General features: G+C 68.7%; 16 protein-coding genes. 5 read left to right on the top strand and 11 right to left on the bottom strand.

The window, feature by feature from the left end; translation table 11 throughout:
• Window positions 1-69: 69 nt before the first annotated feature.
• From pstS to phnC, 4 genes are all read right to left on the bottom strand, one after another.
• Window positions 70-1,110, bottom strand: a complete 1,041-nt coding sequence (gene pstS / locus VKQ35_RS05200) for a phosphate ABC transporter substrate-binding protein PstS (RefSeq protein ID WP_324359229.1) — start codon at window positions 1,108-1,110, stop codon at window positions 70-72.
• A gap of 373 nt (window positions 1,111-1,483) precedes the next feature.
• The gene (gene phnE, locus VKQ35_RS05195) at window positions 1,484-2,293 is read right to left on the bottom strand and encodes a phosphonate ABC transporter, permease protein PhnE (protein WP_324359228.1); all 810 of its coding nucleotides are present in this window, start codon (window positions 2,291-2,293) and stop codon (window positions 1,484-1,486) included.
• Window positions 2,290-3,312 carry a phosphate/phosphite/phosphonate ABC transporter substrate-binding protein gene (gene phnD / locus VKQ35_RS05190; RefSeq protein WP_324359225.1) on the bottom strand — a complete coding sequence of 341 codons (1,023 nt, stop codon included), beginning with the start codon at window positions 3,310-3,312 and terminating at the stop codon, window positions 2,290-2,292. The genes phnE and phnD overlap by 4 nt, the downstream gene beginning before the upstream one ends.
• A complete protein-coding gene (gene phnC / locus VKQ35_RS05185; RefSeq protein ID WP_324359223.1) occupies window positions 3,309-4,100 on the bottom strand; it encodes a phosphonate ABC transporter ATP-binding protein in 792 nt (263 codons plus the stop codon). The genes phnD and phnC overlap by 4 nt, the downstream gene beginning before the upstream one ends.
• A 244-nt stretch (window positions 4,101-4,344) precedes the next feature.
• Here phnC and VKQ35_RS05180 point away from each other — a divergent pair, with 244 nt between their 5' ends.
• Together VKQ35_RS05180 and VKQ35_RS05175 are read left to right on the top strand one after the other, a co-directional pair.
• Window positions 4,345-5,631 (top strand): type III PLP-dependent enzyme, encoded by a 1,287-nt coding sequence (locus VKQ35_RS05180; RefSeq protein ID WP_324359221.1) that lies wholly within the window; start codon window positions 4,345-4,347, stop codon window positions 5,629-5,631.
• A gap of 102 nt (window positions 5,632-5,733) precedes the next feature.
• Window positions 5,734-6,792, top strand: coding sequence for a 1,9-bis(guanidino)-5-aza-nonane synthase (locus VKQ35_RS05175; protein WP_324359219.1), 1,059 nt, complete (start codon window positions 5,734-5,736; stop codon window positions 6,790-6,792).
• Between the two features lie 84 nt (window positions 6,793-6,876).
• Here VKQ35_RS05175 and VKQ35_RS05170 read toward each other — a convergent pair whose 3' ends face one another.
• Genes VKQ35_RS05170 through VKQ35_RS05160 form a run of 3 tightly spaced genes read right to left on the bottom strand, consistent with a single transcriptional unit; the run spans window position 6,877 to window position 8,080 of the window.
• Window positions 6,877-7,305, bottom strand: a complete 429-nt coding sequence (locus VKQ35_RS05170) for an SHOCT-like domain-containing protein (protein WP_324359217.1) — start codon at window positions 7,303-7,305, stop codon at window positions 6,877-6,879.
• Between the two features lie 11 nt (window positions 7,306-7,316).
• A complete protein-coding gene (locus VKQ35_RS05165) occupies window positions 7,317-7,679 on the bottom strand; it encodes a hypothetical protein (protein ID WP_324359215.1) in 363 nt (120 codons plus the stop codon).
• Complete coding sequence (locus VKQ35_RS05160; protein WP_324359213.1) at window positions 7,679-8,080, bottom strand: DUF2089 domain-containing protein; 402 nt, start codon at window positions 8,078-8,080, stop codon at window positions 7,679-7,681. The genes VKQ35_RS05165 and VKQ35_RS05160 overlap by 1 nt, the downstream gene beginning before the upstream one ends.
• Before the next feature lie 136 nt (window positions 8,081-8,216).
• Here VKQ35_RS05160 and VKQ35_RS05155 point away from each other — a divergent pair, with 136 nt between their 5' ends.
• Window positions 8,217-9,020 carry a phosphatase PAP2 family protein gene (locus tag VKQ35_RS05155; RefSeq protein WP_324359211.1) on the top strand — a complete coding sequence of 268 codons (804 nt, stop codon included), beginning with the start codon at window positions 8,217-8,219 and terminating at the stop codon, window positions 9,018-9,020.
• Between the two features lie 38 nt (window positions 9,021-9,058).
• Here VKQ35_RS05155 and VKQ35_RS05150 read toward each other — a convergent pair whose 3' ends face one another.
• Window positions 9,059-9,835, bottom strand: coding sequence for a molybdopterin-binding protein (locus tag VKQ35_RS05150; RefSeq protein WP_324359209.1), 777 nt, complete (start codon window positions 9,833-9,835; stop codon window positions 9,059-9,061).
• Window positions 9,832-10,662 (bottom strand): cytochrome b/b6 domain-containing protein, encoded by an 831-nt coding sequence (locus VKQ35_RS05145; RefSeq protein WP_324359207.1) that lies wholly within the window; start codon window positions 10,660-10,662, stop codon window positions 9,832-9,834. Before VKQ35_RS05145 ends, VKQ35_RS05150 begins: the two co-directional genes overlap by 4 nt.
• A gap of 146 nt (window positions 10,663-10,808) precedes the next feature.
• Here VKQ35_RS05145 and VKQ35_RS05140 point away from each other — a divergent pair, with 146 nt between their 5' ends.
• Entirely contained in the window at window positions 10,809-11,726 is a 918-nt protein-coding gene (locus VKQ35_RS05140; RefSeq protein ID WP_324359205.1) for a thioesterase family protein, read from the top strand.
• On the opposite strand, the gene VKQ35_RS05135 is transcribed toward VKQ35_RS05140, so the two are convergent.
• Entirely contained in the window at window positions 11,723-12,601 is an 879-nt protein-coding gene (locus tag VKQ35_RS05135; protein ID WP_324359203.1) for an alpha/beta hydrolase, read from the bottom strand. The two genes, VKQ35_RS05140 and VKQ35_RS05135, sit on opposite strands and share 4 nt — an antisense overlap.
• Window positions 12,602-12,638: 37 nt before the next feature.
• Between VKQ35_RS05135 and VKQ35_RS05130 the strand changes: the two genes are divergently transcribed.
• Window positions 12,639-13,073: a DUF488 domain-containing protein gene (locus VKQ35_RS05130; protein WP_324359201.1), complete on the top strand. Its 435-nt coding sequence runs from the start codon at window positions 12,639-12,641 to the stop codon at window positions 13,071-13,073.
• Between the two features lie 7 nt (window positions 13,074-13,080).
• Here VKQ35_RS05130 and VKQ35_RS05125 read toward each other — a convergent pair whose 3' ends face one another.
• The gene (locus VKQ35_RS05125; RefSeq protein ID WP_324359200.1) at window positions 13,081-14,295 is read right to left on the bottom strand and encodes a pentapeptide repeat-containing protein; all 1,215 of its coding nucleotides are present in this window, start codon (window positions 14,293-14,295) and stop codon (window positions 13,081-13,083) included.
• Window positions 14,296-14,360 lie beyond the last annotated feature (65 nt).

The following is a 14,360-nucleotide window of genomic DNA, read 5'->3' as shown; positions in this document are numbered from 1 at the left end:
GGGCTCTTACGCTGGCGGAATACCTGGAACCCCGCCGCGAAACGGCGGCGGGGTTCGGAGAGTTCAATCCTACTTGTAGACCGGCTTGCCGTCCGGTCCGACAATCTTGGACCAGGACTTGCGGATCATGTCCTTCACGTTGGCCGGCAGCGGCACGTAGAAGAGTTTGTCAGCGTCGGCGTCGCCGTTCTTGTAGGCCCAGTCGAAGAACTTCAACACCTCGTCGCCCTTGGCGGCGTCGGTCTGCTTGGCGTGCATCAGGATGAAGGTCGCCCCGGTGATCGGCCAGGCGTTGGCGCCCGGCTGGTCAAGCAGCAGCAGGTAGAAGCCCGGCGCGCTGGTCCACTTGGCGTTGGCGGCGGCGGCCTTGAAGCTCGCCGCGGTCGGCGCGATGAACTGCCCCGCCTTGTCCTGCATCAGCGCGTAGGTCATCGCGTTCTGGGCGGCGAAGATATATTCGACATAGCCGATCGAGCCCGGCGTCTGCTTCACGAAGGCGGCGACGCCGTCGTTGCCCTTGCCGCCCAGGCCCACCGGCCATTGGACGCTGTCGTTGGCGCCCACTTCCTTGGCCCAGTGCTCGGCCTGCAGGCTGAGGAAGCTGGTGAACAGGAAGGTGGTGCCCGAACCGTCCGAGCGGTGCACGACGGTGATCGGCAGGTTCGGCAGCTTCAGGCCCGGATTGGTCTTGGCGAGCAGCGGGTCGTCCCACTTCTTGATCGCGCCGCGGTAGATGTCGGCGAGCTGCGGGCCGGTCAGCTTGATCTGGCCCGGCTTGAAGCCCGGCAGGTTCATCACCGGCACGATGCCGCCGACCACGGTCGGGAACATCACCAGGCCGTTGGCCTGCTGGTCCTGCAGGTTCAGCGGCTTGTCGCTGGCGCCGAAGTCGACGGTCGAGGCTTCGATCTGCTTGATGCCGCCGCCCGAGCCGATCGGCTGGTAGTTCAGCGTGGTCTGGGTCTGGGCCTTATAGGCCTCCGCCCACTTGTTGTAGACCGGCGCCGGGAAGGTAGCGCCCGCGCCTGAAATCGTGCCCGCCGCCGTCGCGGTTGTCGCCGCGCCAAGGATCAGGGCCGCGCCGATGGCTGCCCCAAGGGTCTTCAACATGGTTCTCTCCTGAATAGAGCGCCCCATCCATGCCGCTCTTGGCCGAGTGCTTAGCGGCCTTGGTTGTCAGTTTGGTGACACCGGGCGTCTTCGTCCGCGGACGGACGGTCGGGCGCCGCAGCGTCAACCGCCGGCGATGTCGCCGAACCGTCACGCGAGCGTCGGGCGACCGTCATGGCCGGCCGCTAGATTGGCATCGAGTTGGCGCGCCCTGCCCCGGGGACCCTCCGCGCCGAAGGCTTCCCCTCCACTGCCCGCCGCCGCGCCCCCGCGCGGCGGCGTTCTTTTTTTGACCAAGGGGGCGTCGCGCCCCCGCGCGGCGGCGTTCTTTTTGACCAAGGGGGCGCGGCGCCTCCCGGGGCGGCGTCCTTTCTTAGAGCAGGCGCGAGCGCATCAGCTGCGACAGCAGGTCGATCAGGGTCACCGCCACGATGATCACGATGACGATGGCCGAGAGGTGCTGGTAGTCGAAGGCGTTCAGGGTCTCGAACAACAGCTGCCCGATGCCGCCGGCGCCGATCAGGCCGAGCACCGTCGCCGAGCGCGAATTGGATTCGAAGCGGTAGAGCGCATAGGACGTCCAGAGCGGCCCCACCTGCGGGATCACGCCCCAGATGATCTCGTGCAGGCGCGTGGCGCCGGTGGCGCGGACGCCCTCCACGGGGCCCTTGTCGATGGACTCCACGGCCTCGGAGAACAGCTTGGCCAGCACGCCGCCGGTGTTGAGGGCCAGCGCCATGACGCCTGCGAAGGGGCCCAGGCCCACGGCGACGATGAACAGGGTGCCGACCACCAGGTCGGGGATCGAGCGCAGCAGGTTCATCAACAGGCGCATGGGCTGCTGCAGCCAGACCGGTGAGACGTTGCGCGCGCAGGCCAGGCCGAAGGGGATGGCGATCAGCACCGCCAGCGCGGTGCCCCACATGGCGATCTGGATCGTCAGGATCATCTGCTGGACGTAGAGCGGCAGCAGGTCCCACTTGGGATGCACGAAGTCCTTGGCGAACTCGCGCATGTTGTCGGCGTTGGTGAACAGCTTGGTCGCGTGGCTGATGTTCACCGGCCCGAAGCTGACCAGCAGGATCACCACCACCACGCCCCAGATCGCGATGTCCGGGGCGCGCTGGATCAGCGACCGGTGCGGCGGCGGCGGAATCTCGGCCGGGGTCGTCGCCGCCGTCATGAAGCGTCCGGCTCCTTGGCGCGCTTGGCCTCGGCGGCGGCGTGAATCTTGTCGAAGGCCGCCTGGGCGGCGGCGATCTTGCCCGGATCCCCCGTGTGGCGCGCCTCGGCGAGCGCGACGCCCGCCTGCATCTCGCGCACCGGATCGAGGTAGGAGTTGTCGGCCGGCCGGAAGCCGCCGTAGGCCAGCCCTTTGAGCACCGCGCGCTGCTTGTCGGCGACCGGGCCGGCGCCCGTGCCATAGGTCAGGAAGAACTGGCGCATCTTCTCCTTGACCGCCGGGTCGAGGTCCTTGCGCGCCACGATCGAGCTTTCCGGCAGCGGCGGCGAGGACCAGATGGTCTCAACCTTGGCCGCGAGGTCCGGTTTCTCCCGCTGAAAGAACAGGATGCCGACCGAATTGTTGGTCGCCACGTCCAGGACGCCGTTGGCCACCGAGAAGGAGTTGGCCTGGTGGCTGGCCGAGCGGACCGCCTTGAAGCACTTGTTGGGCTCGATGCCCTTGGGCGTGAAGAGATAGGCCATCGGCGCGAGCGTGCCGGACGTCGATTGCGGATCGCCGATCCCGAAGGTGTACTTCTGGCCGCAGGCCAGCACCTTATCGAGCGTGATGCCGGAACCCTTCTTGACGATGATCACCGACTTGTAGGTCGCGTCCCCGCCGGCGTCGATCACGCGGCCCAGCACCTCGGCGTCGGCGCGGTTGACCGCGTCCAGCGCCGGCAGGGCCGAAAACCAGCCCACCTGCACCTGCTTGAAGCGCATGGCCTCGATCAGCGAGGTGTAGTTGCTGGCGAAGTAGGGCTTCACCTTGACCCCGATCTGGGCGGACATATCGTCGAGCAGCGGCGTCCAGAGCGGCGCCATCGAGGCCTGGTTCTCCGCCGACAGGATCGAGAACACGACCTCCTTCGGCTGGGCGGTCTGCGAAGCCTTCTCGCCGCATCCGGCGAGTGTGAGCGCCATGGCCGCGGCGCCGAGCGCGCCTCCCAGTGCGAGCAGCTTGCGGCGCGCGGTCATTTCGGGGCTCCTTCCCAGAAGACGTCTTCGAATTCGGGACCGTAGATGTCGATGAGCTGGCTGGTCTTCAGATCGTCCGCCGGGCCGTCGTAGACGATTCTACCGGCCTTGAGCGCGATGACGCGGTCGCAATAGCGAAGCGCGTAGTCGACCTGGTGCAGGGTGACGATGACCGTCAGGCCGTCCTGCCGGTTGAGGTCGCGCAGGCTCTCCATCACCTTGCGCGCGGCGACGGGGTCCAGCGAGGCCACGGGCTCGTCGGCCAGGATGATCTTGGCCTTCTGCACCAGCGCACGCGCGATCGCGCCGCGCTGCTGCTGGCCGCCGGAGAGCGTATTGGCCCGTTGCGCCGCGTAGTCGGCGACGCCGACCCGGGCCAGCGCCGCCATGGCGGCGGTCTTGGTCTCGGCCGGCCACTGCCCGGTCAGGCCCCGCCAGGTCTCGATGCGGCCCAGCGACCCCAGGGCCACGTTGGTGAACAGGCTGATCCGGCCGACCAGGTTGAACTGCTGAGCGATGAAGCCGATCCGCGTGCGGGTCTTGCGCACGCCGCCGCTGATCCTGCCGTTGTGCTGAACGGTGTCGCCGAAGGCCTCGATGACGCCCTCGCCGCCGTCGATGGTCTGCAGGCCGCTGATCGAGCGCAGCAGGGTCGACTTGCCCGACCCCGAGGGCCCGATGAGCGCGATCATCTCGCCCTTGCCGACGTCCAGCGACACCCCGTCCAGCGCCCGGCGCGCGCCGAAGCTCTTGGAGGCCTTGCGGATGGACAGGACCGCGTCGGACATGAAGCGCTGATGTTCCCCAAAACCAGCTGGACGAAAGCCGCGAGCGGCCCAGCCCTTGTCCCGGCTACATGGCACGGCCGCCGCCATGCGGTCCAGCGCGTCGAATTGCACGGGCTGGCCTGTGGATAGAACGCTTTACATCTCGGATTTATGACCCTATTTGGCGCGTTCCGGCGGACCCGATGTCCTGAAAAGCGCTGCTAACGCCGGATTGGGTTCAACTATCCGTTGGGGGTTACGTGAATTGCACACGTATCATAAGCCCCTGGACCTGGTCCGTGATCGTTCACCGGAACGTCCTGTCGCTCTCGCGCGGCCGGACGCGGTAGCGGCAGCGGCGCGCTGGTTCCAGGACAAGTTTAAAGGCGACGTTTTCTACGCGGTGAAGGCGAACCCTTCGCCGTGGGTGATCGAAACCCTCGCCGCCAATGGCGTCATGTCCTTCGATGTCGCCTCGATCCCCGAGATCGAGCTGGTATCGGCGTTCGCGCCGGGCGCGCGCATGGCCTTCATGCACCCGGTGAAGAGCCGCCGCGCCATCGCCCAGGCCTACAGCGACCACGGCGTGCGCACCTTCGCCTTCGACACCCACGAAGAGCTGGCCAAGATCCTCGACGCCACCGGCGGCGCCAAGGACCTGAACCTGATGGTCCGCCTGGCCGTGCAGGCGGAAGGCGCGGCCTATTCGCTGTCCGGCAAGTTCGGCGTCGAGCTGCATGACGCGCCGGCCCTGCTGCTCGCCGCGCGCCGCGCGACCCAGGAGCTGATGGGCGTCTCCTTCCACGTCGGCAGCCAGTGCATGCGGCCGACCGCATTCCAGGCCGCGATGAGCCAGGCTTCCCGCGCCCTCGTCCGCGCCGGCGTCTTCGCCGATGTGGTCGACGTGGGCGGCGGCTTCCCGTCGATCTATCCCGGCATGGTCCCGCCGGACATGGCCGACTATCTCGACTCCATCGACCGCGGCTTCGCCGAGATGATGGTCCATGAGACCACCGAGCTGTGGTGCGAGCCGGGCCGGGCGCTGGTGGCGGAAGCCTCCTCGATCCTGGTGAAGGTCGAGCTGAAGAAGGGCGACGCGCTCTATCTGAACGACGGCAGCTACGGCAGCCTGTTCGACGCGGCGCACACCAAGTGGCCGTTCCCGGTGAAGCTGTTCCGCGGCGCCGAGACCGCCGACGACGGCGAGGCGCTGGAAGTGGAAGGTCCCCTGAAGCCCTTTCGTTTCTACGGCCCGACCTGCGACAGCCTCGACCACATGCCGGGCCCGTTCTGGCTGCCGGAAGACGTCCGCGAGGGCGACTACATCGAGATCGGCATGCTCGGCGCCTATGGCGTGGCCATGAACACCCGCTTCAACGGCTTCGGCGACGCGGAGACCGCGATCGTCGAGGACGCGCCGATGGCCTCGATGTTCGGCCTCGCCGGCCGCACCATCCGCCTGCCCCGCGAGGCGCAGGAGGAGGAGCGGAACAAGGTCGTGCGCCTGTCGCGTCCCAAGGGCCGCGCCGGCAAGAGCCGCCGCAAGCGGTAACAACGGACACATTGCATGTGTTAAAGGCGCGGCCGGTCGCTCCGTCCCGGTCGCGCTTCTCCTATGGACGGGCTTTCACCTCTCAGAAGGGAACTTCCGAAGATGAACGCTGACGTTCAGAAGACCAACCGCAAAGCCGAGCTGCTGGCCAACACCGTCGAGCATGTGGCGATCGACCAGTACGACGCCCGCCCGGTGATCGACGCCATGCGCAAGATGAGCTTCACCAGCCGCGACACGGCGCGGGCCGCCGACATCTGGTCGATGAGCCTGGAGGACGCCGACTGCTCGACCTGGCTGACGCTGGCCGGATCGACCAGCGCCGGCGGCTGCATGCACATCTACCGCGACATGCTGAAGTACGGGATGATCGACGTGGTGGTGGCCACCGGCGCCTCCATCGTCGACATGGATTTCTTCGAGGCGCTGGGTTTCAAGCACTACCAGGCGCAATCGAACGTCGACGACCGCGACCTGCGCGACCTCTACATCGACCGCATCTACGACACCTACATCGACGAGGAAGAGCTGCAGAACTGCGACGGGACGATCTACGCGCTCTGCGAAGCGCTGGAGCCGCGCCCCTATTCCAGCCGCGAGTTCATCTGGGAGATGGGCAAGTGGCTGGCGGCCGGCAACGCCAAGAAGCCGGGCAGCCTCGTCCAAACCGCCTACGAAGAGGGCGTGCCGATCTTCTGCCCGGCTTTCGTGGATTCGTCCGCGGGCTTTGGCCTGGTGAAGCACCAGGTCGAGCGGATGAAGGCCAAGCAGCCCTACCTGACCATCGACGCCGTCGCCGACTTCCGCGAGCTCACCGACATCAAGATCGCCGCCGGCGCCACGGGCCTGTTCATGGTCGGCGGCGGGGTGCCGAAGAACTTCGCCCAGGACACCGTGGTCTGCGCCGAGATCCTCGGCCACGAGGTCGACATGCACAAATACGCCGTGCAGATCACCGTGGCCGACGTGCGCGACGGCGCCTGCTCGTCTTCGACGCTGAAAGAGGCCTGCTCCTGGGGCAAGGTCGACGTGACCTGGGAACAGATGGTCTTCGCCGAGGCCACCACGGTGGTGCCGCTGATCGCGTCCGATGCCTGGCATCGCGGCGCGCACAAGAACCGCACCAAGCGCCGTTGGGCGAAGCTGTTCGGCAAGGCCTAGCCGACACGAAAATGGCCGCCGCAGGGGGATCGGCGACGGCCAGTTCAGGTTCCGGGGAGGCCGGGTTCCGGGGAAGAATGCGGGCTATTCGCAGTAGACGCGGACCTTGGCGTCGGTGGAGTCCACGTCGACGCTGAAGTCGTCGAGGTGGCTGATCAGCTCCTCGAGGTTCTCCGGCTTCAGCTGGCCGATGTCGAAGGGCACGCCGTTCTTGGCGAGTTCCTCGTTCACCTGGTCGCGGGCGGCCGGCGGGATCAGGCTGGAGAGGCGCACGCCGGCCCGCAGCAGCGCCATGGGCACGCGGATGTTCACCTTGGTGTTGTCGCCGTGCACGTCGGCGTCGACGGTCACCCGCAGGTACTTGGGCGCCGCGTTGCTGCGAAGCGGTGGCGAGGCTGCGCCCGAAGGCGGCGCATCCGTGTGGTCCAGCGCCGACAGCAGGCGCTCGGCCTCGTCGGCGTTGATCTTTCCGTCGGCGAGCATCTGCAGGACGGAACGGCGGTCGTTGTTCATGGGAGGATCTCCTAGAAAATGCGGATGCTGACGAGCGCTTCGGGGGTGTCCACGTGGACCACCGTGCCGCCCAGGCTGAGCAGCACAGCGCCGAGCCTTACGGCGGTGGCGAACGGCGGGGTGCGGTAACGCGGCGGCGTGCAGAGGTAGATGAGCGGCGCGAACAGGAAGACGAAGGGCGCCAGCAGCAGAAAGATCAGCGTCATCGGCAGCCACAGACGGACGACGACGCGGCGCTGCGGCGCCGCCGGCGCCGGGTCGGGCCGGGAGCGCACCGGCGCGGCGTGCCGGGCCAGGGCGCGGCCGGTCCGCTGGGCGCGGGCCTCGGCATTGGCCAGGCTGAAGTGACGGATAGCGCGGGGCGCGTAGAGCATTATTGGCCTCCCAGTTCGGCGACGGCCTGATCGGCGGTGATCTCGCCGCGGGCCAGGCGCTCCAGCACCTCGGCGCGAGCCAAGGTGGGATGGGGCTCCGGATCGACCTCGACGAATTCGAGGCTGGCGGCGATGCGGTTCAGCCGGGCCTTGATGGTCGGGTAGGAGACGCCGAACACCTGCTCCATCTCCTTGATCGAGCCGTGGCCGCGCACAAAGGCGGCCACGAACACCTGATCCTCGGCGGAGAGCTGGGCGAGCCGCGGCAACTCGAAGGCGCCCTCGATGGCCACGCCCTGTTCGACCAGGCGCACGCGCTCGACGACGATGGGCCGGCCACGGGTCAGCTCACTCAGCGCTTGCCAGTCCTGGACGGCGGCTTGGGTTTTTGTATCGCTCATGACTCTGATATTGAGATTTTTAATATTGAAGTCAAGTTTTTTAATTTTGCACCGCGCACCTAGGGGAAAATCGGTCCTGCCGATTGAATCCGGCCGCCGGCTCTGCGACACCGGCTGTCACAATTGGGAGTGCGAGATGGCGTGGAAGCTTGTGATGGCCGTGACCGCGGCGGCGGTCTTGACGATGGGCGCGGACCCCGCGCCACCCTCCGCCATGCCGCCGCCGCCCGCCATCAAGCCCTATCTCGGCGCCGCGGGCCTCCCCGACACGCTCAAGATCCTGCCGCCGGCCCCGCAGAAGGGCGACATCCGCTACGAGACCGACCGCAAGATGTTCCTGGGCACGCGCAAGCTGGCCGGCACGCCCCGCTTCGCACTGGCGCTGAATGACGACGCGCTTTCCGGTCAGGCGCTGATGAAGGACTTCAGCTGCGCGCTCGGCGTCGAACTCACCGCGGCCAACGCGCCGAAGTTCATGTCGATGATCCCGCGCATCGGCCGCGACGCCTCGACCGCCACCAACCTGCCCAAGGACTACTGGAAGCGGCAGCGGCCGTTCCTGATCGACAAGGGCCCGACCTGCATCGATCAGAACGGCCCGATCAAGGACACCCTGGACTATCCCTCCGGCCACAACACCTACAGCTGGGCCGTGGGCCTGATCCTGGCGGAGCTGGCCCCCGACCGGGCGACGGAGATCCTGGTCCGCGCCCGGGCCTATGGCGAAAGCCGGATGGTCTGCGGCGTGCACAACATGAGCGCGGTGGAGAACGGCCGCACCAATGGCGGGATCCTGGTCGCCGCCCTGCACTCGTCCCCGGAGTTCCGCGCCGACATCGAGACGGTCCGCGCCGAGATCGCCAAGGCGCGCAAGGCGGGCCCGGCCCCCGATCCGGCCGCCTGCGCCAAGGAAGCGGAGCTGCTGACGTCGCCGTACTGAGCCGACCCCGGCCTTCGCAGGGGTGAGTCGCTACGCGCTCAAATCCCCGCGTACCACTCGTAGCCGCGGTCTTCCCAGAAGCCGCCATTGCCGCGGCCGAGGTGGGCGTAGTCCGCCACCGCCTCGATGCGCATGATGTACTTCGCCTGCTTGTAGCCCAGCTGGCGCTCCACCCGCAGACGCAGCGGGGCCCCGTGCGCCACCGGCAGGACCTGGTCGTTCATGGCGTAGGCCAGGATGGTCTGCGGGTGGTAAGCGTCGACCAGGTCGATGCTCTCGTAGTACTGGCCGGTCCCGTCGAGCGTCTGCTCCAGGGTGTCGCCGCAGTGGAAGACGATGTAGCGGGCGCTCGGCTTCAGGCCCGCCTTGTCGAGCAACGGCCCCAGCCGCGCCCCGGTCCACTTGGCGATCGACGACCAGCCCTCGACGCAGTCGTGCCGTGTGATCTGGGTGCGCGAGGGCTGGGCGCGCAAGTCCGCGAGGCTGAGCGACAGGGGCCGCTCCACCAGACCATCGATCACCAGCCGGTAGTCGGCGAAGCCCTTGGTCTTCAGCGCCACATAGTCGGGGTCGTTGGGATCGATGGAGCCGTTCGGCCGGAAGTCGGAGGAGATGTCGGCATGGGTGAATTCCCGCGCCAGGGCCTTGCGGTCGACCAGCAGGCGCTGCGCGCGCCGCGTCAGGCCCTCGGCGCTCTGCAGGAAGGCGACGCCCTGCTTGCTGTTGGTGATCTTGTCGCAGGCGCCCAGCGCCAGCGCGCCGGCCGAGGCCAGGCCCGCCCGCAGCCAGCCGCGGCGGTTGACGGGGGCGTTCACGCCGGCTCTCCCGTCTTGTCGGGGATGATGGCGTAGCGGCCGGTGATCATCGAGCGGATGTTGTTCCAGGTCCCCGACGCCACGACCATGAACAGATGCAGCAGCACGAAGCCGACGAGGCTGAAGGCGGTCAGGAAGTGGATCGTCCGCGCCGACTGGCGGCCGCCGAAGAAGTCCACCAGCCCCGGCGCAAACGCGTCGAAGCCCGGCGACATGCAAAGCCCGGTCAGCACCATCAGCGGCAGCAGGATCAGCACCACCGCCAGATAGGCGCCCTTCTGCAGGACGTTGTAGTGGCGCGCCTCCTCGCCCTTGGGGAACTTGAGCTTCGCGTGGGTGACGATCTCATGCCAGACGTTCCTGGGCGCGACGTCGTGCCTGGTCGGCAGAAGGTCCTTGCGGATATGGCCGCCGATGAGGCCGGCCAGCCAGTAGGTCAGGCCGTTGATCACGAAGAGCCAGGCGAAGAAGAAGTGCCAATGCCGGCTGTCGGCGAGATCACGGAAGCTCGGCACGGTCGCCCAGGCCGGGAAGGCCACCGGGACCCGTTCGCCCACCTTGCCGGAATAGCCGAGCAGGCCGGTGGTGTTGAACTTCGCCGCGCCGATCTGGGTGAAGCCGATCATGTCGGCGCCCTTCGGCTCCGCGCCGATCAGCACCCACGGGTGGGCGAAGACCGCCTTCTGCCCCCAGTAGAGGGCCGGATGCGCGCCGAAGATGTTGAGCCCGCTCATCAGCAGGAAGGTGAGCGCCAGCACATTGATCCAGTGCGTCGCGCGGGTGACCGCGGCGTGGCGGTAGACCAGGACTTTCTTCGGTTTGGCCATCGTCTCGAAAGCTCCTCCCCCGAAGCTTGCCTCTGTTTGGCGTCAAACACCATTCGCGGCGGCGCGGCCAAGGTTACAGGCGCGGCGCTAGGCGTTTCGGGGCGGGCGCCCTTAAGTTCCGCGCGCACGGCGGCGGGAGGCGGGTCTTGAGCGAGGGCGTGGAGGTCTGGCGGGGCAGCGTGGCGACGTGGGAGTGCGACGCCATGGGCCACCTGAACGTCGGCTTCTATGTGGCCAAGTCGATGGAAGGGCTCGCCAGCCTCGCCGCCGAACTCGGCATGGCCGGGGCCTTCGCCGCCGACGCGCGGGCGACCCTGACCGTGCGCGAGCAGCACATCCGCTTCCTTCGCGAGGCCAGGCCCGGCATGCCGCTCGCCATGACCGGCGGGGTCATCGAGATCGGCGAGAGCCAGGCCCGGCTGATCTTCCTGCTACGCCACGCCGACGGTCAGTTGGCCGCGAGCTTCCAGACGCTCGTCGACCACGTCACCGCCCGGGACGCCCGCGCCTTTCCCTGGCCGGCGCGGGTGCTGGCGCGCGCGCAGGCCCTGCGCCTGCCGGTCCCGCCGGAAGCGGCGCCACGCAGCCTCGGCCTGGAGCCGGTGGAAAGCCGCGCGAGCCTGGCGCGGGCGAATGAACTCGGCCTTCGCCGCACCGGCCTGGGCGCGGTGCGGCCGGGCGACTGCGACCTCTTCGGGCGGATGCGCACTGAGCTGATGATGGCCCGCATCTCCGACGGCATCCCGCACTTCCTGCAAGGCCGCTCGCTGAACGGCGAACCGCCGGGCCAGCGGGCCGGCGGCGCGGCGCTGGAATACCGGCTGATTCACCTGGACTGGCCGCGCGCCGGCGACCGGGTCGAACTGCGCTCCGGGGCCTCGGGCGGCGACGCGCGGTTCCGCAAGCTGACCCACTGGCTGCTGGACCCGGACTCAGGCCGCGCCTGGGGCGCCGCGCAGGCCATCGCCGTCTCCTTCGACCTGGAGACCCGCAAGATCATTACGCTTTCCGACGAGGCGCTGGCCGCCGCCGACGCCCAGGTGATCCCCGGCCTGACCCTCTAGCGCGCCGCGCAGGAGGCCAGGAGCGCGCGGACCAGCTCCGGGCGCTCCATCGGCAGGAAGTGCGTGGTCTTGGGGATGGTCTGCACCTGGATGCGGCCGTCGTCGCCCAGATCGTTCTCGTGGCCTTCGAGCCGGAAGGTCGAGCCCTCGGCGGCCCGCAGCACGCGGATCGGACAGCGGCTTTCGTGGAAGGCCGCCCAGGCGTCGTAGTTGTGGGTGCGGAAGTTCGACGCCTCCCATTCCGGCGCGCAGGTCAGCGTCACCTCACCGTCCGCCGTCTCGCGGAAGCCGGCCTCGACGTAGTCGGCGATCTGCGCCTCGCTCCAGGTCCTGAAGCCGCCGCGGCCGAGGTAGGCCTCGAAGGCCGCCTGCTTGCTGGGGAAGGTCGCGCGGCGCCTGAGCGCGCCCGCCAGCAGCGGCGAGTCCTCCGTCGCGCCGGACCGCTGCGCCTCGACCGGCACCACCACCGGGTCGAACAGCGCCAGCGCGCGCACCCGCGCCGGCTCCGCCGCGGCGGCCAGCAGGCTGGAGGTTCCGCCCATGGAATGGCCGCCCAGCACCACCGGCGCCTCGCAGGCCGCCGCCAGCAGCGCCAGCAGGTCGTCGCGGAACTCCAGCCATCCCTGCCGGCCCTTGATCACCGTCGGCAGGGTGCTCGCGCCGTGACCTCGCAGGTCGAGCGCCAGGATGCGCACATCCGAGGCGAGCGGCTGCAGGATCGTGCGGTAGGTGCGGCCGTTGAAGCCGTTGGCGTGGGAGAAGACGATGTCCACCGGCCGGTCGGCGGGTCCGAAGTCCAGCGCGGCCATGGCCCCGCCTCGGCTGGGAAGCGGAATCGTCCGCTCACGCGGCTCGGTGTCGACCAGGGCGTTCATGGCCCCCATATAGCCGCCAGACCCAGGAGGAGAAGACATGAAGCTCGCGACCGTCGGCTATGAACGCGACACCCAACCGGCGGTGATCGACCGGTTGAAGGCGGCCGGCGTCGAGCTGGTGATCGACGTCCGGGCCGTCGCCGCCTCGCGCAAGGCCGGCTTCTCCAAGACCCTGCTGTCGGCCAGTCTCAATGCCGAGGGCATCGGCTACGTCCACCTCCGCCAGCTCGGCACGCCCAAGCCCGGCCGCGACGCTGCGCGGAAGGGCCACGTGGCGGAGATGCACGAGATCTTCAAGGCGCACATGGCCGAGCCCGGCGCGCGCATGGAACTGGCCAAGGCGACCGAACTGGTGCGCGACGGCAAGAAGGTGGCCCTGCTCTGCTACGAGGCCGACGCGGCGGGCTGCCACCGCACGATCCTGGCGAACTGGATCTGCGAGGATCTGGGCTGCGGGATCGAGAACCTCTAGCGCGAGCCTAGACTTCCAGTTCGGCGTCGGTCAGGTCGCAACCGGCGAGGTTCGCGCCGTTCATGTCGGCTTCCAGGAAGCGCGCCCGGTGGGCGTGGGCCCCGCGCAGGTCGGCGCCGCGCAGCACCGCGCGGGTGAAGTCGGTGCGCACGAAGCGGCCGCTGCCGATGGTCAGGGGGCCGAGCTTGGCGCCGCGCAGGTCGGCGCGGGTGAAGGACGCGCCGACGAGCTTGGCGCCGCGCAGATCGGCGTCGCGCAGGTCGCAGCCGCGGAAGTCCGCGCCGGAGAGGTCGGCGCCCTGGAACTGGGCGGCCTGGATGTCGAGACCGAAGAAGATGCCGTTGCGGCCGACCAGCCCGGTCAGCCGGCGGTCCTTCAGCGTCTTCATCGGGCGGAAATCGACGCCGCTCATGTCGACCACCGAGCCCCGCGAGCCGCTGCTATCGCAATAGGCCTCGTGCTCGGCCAGCACCTTGTCGAGCGGCCGCTCGTCCACATAGGTCACTTCCGGCGGGGCGCGCAGCACGTCGGTCATGTCGACGTTGTCGAGGATCGCGCCCTCCAACATCGCGCCCGACAGCACCGTGCGCTTCATCGAGGCGCCGGAGAGGTCCGCGCCCGCGAGGTCAGCGCCGGTGAGATCGGCGCCGTCGAGCACGGCGCGGGTCAACTTGGCGCCGGCCATGTGGGCGCCGGAGAGATTGGCGTCGGTGAAGTCGCTGGACATGGCCACGGCGCCGGCCATCTGCGCCCCGGCCAGGTTCGCGCCCGAGAGGATCGCGTAGTTCAGCTCGCCGGGCCTGTGCTCGTGGCGCAGGATGCGGAAGCCGTCGAGCTTGTCCTGCAGGGCGATGCGCCCCTCGCGCAGGTCGCAGCCAGGCAGTTCGGCGCCGGCGAGGTTCGCGCCTCTGAGGCAGGCGCCGCGCAGGTCGGCGCGGCTGAGATTGGCGCGCCGCAGGTCGGCTTCCCGCAGGTCGGCGCCAAACAGGATGCCGCGCGTCAGGTTGGCCCGAGCGAGCGTCGCCCCGTGGAAATTCGCGCCGGCGAAGTCCGCCTCGCGCAGATCCAGGCCCTCGAGCGTGCAGTTGGAAAGGTCGGCATAGGTCAGGCTCAGGCGCCGTCCGCCGGAACGGCCCGCCAGATAGCGCTGGTGCGCCTCGACCGCCTCTCTGAGCGCCTGAGCGTCGAGAGCCAGATGGTGGGGTTGGGCTTGGGAGGGCATTGGTGACCTTTGCGCGCCCGCAAAATGCGGCGCCGTCACTTAAAGAACGGTTGCGCCGGGCCCTT

It is taken from the genome of Phenylobacterium sp., assembly GCF_035309685.1.
Taxonomy (GTDB): Bacteria; Pseudomonadota; Alphaproteobacteria; order Caulobacterales; family Caulobacteraceae; genus Phenylobacterium.
The sequence above is the reverse complement of the archived record's forward strand: the minus strand, read 5'-3'. Positions and strand labels throughout refer to the sequence as shown.

Coding starts and splice junctions, on each gene's coding strand:
- VKQ35_RS05165 (WP_324359215.1), bottom strand. CDS start 7,679: ATGCTCTACGCGCCCCGCGCTATCCGTCACTTCAGCCTGGCCAATGCC.
- VKQ35_RS05125 (WP_324359200.1), bottom strand. CDS start 14,295: ATGCCCTCCCAAGCCCAACCCCACCATCTGGCTCTCGACGCTCAGGCG.
- VKQ35_RS05155 (WP_324359211.1), top strand. CDS start 8,217: ATGGCGTGGAAGCTTGTGATGGCCGTGACCGCGGCGGCGGTCTTGACG.
- VKQ35_RS05160 (WP_324359213.1), bottom strand. CDS start 8,080: ATGAGCGATACAAAAACCCAAGCCGCCGTCCAGGACTGGCAAGCGCTG.
- VKQ35_RS05170 (WP_324359217.1), bottom strand. CDS start 7,305: ATGAACAACGACCGCCGTTCCGTCCTGCAGATGCTCGCCGACGGAAAG.
- phnC (WP_324359223.1), bottom strand. CDS start 4,100: ATGTCCGACGCGGTCCTGTCCATCCGCAAGGCCTCCAAGAGCTTCGGC.
- pstS (WP_324359229.1), bottom strand. CDS start 1,110: ATGTTGAAGACCCTTGGGGCAGCCATCGGCGCGGCCCTGATCCTTGGC.
- VKQ35_RS05135 (WP_324359203.1), bottom strand. CDS start 12,601: ATGAACGCCCTGGTCGACACCGAGCCGCGTGAGCGGACGATTCCGCTT.
- VKQ35_RS05175 (WP_324359219.1), top strand. CDS start 5,734: ATGAACGCTGACGTTCAGAAGACCAACCGCAAAGCCGAGCTGCTGGCC.
- phnD (WP_324359225.1), bottom strand. CDS start 3,312: ATGACCGCGCGCCGCAAGCTGCTCGCACTGGGAGGCGCGCTCGGCGCC.
- VKQ35_RS05145 (WP_324359207.1), bottom strand. CDS start 10,662: ATGGCCAAACCGAAGAAAGTCCTGGTCTACCGCCACGCCGCGGTCACC.
- VKQ35_RS05130 (WP_324359201.1), top strand. CDS start 12,639: ATGAAGCTCGCGACCGTCGGCTATGAACGCGACACCCAACCGGCGGTG.
- phnE (WP_324359228.1), bottom strand. CDS start 2,293: ATGACGGCGGCGACGACCCCGGCCGAGATTCCGCCGCCGCCGCACCGG.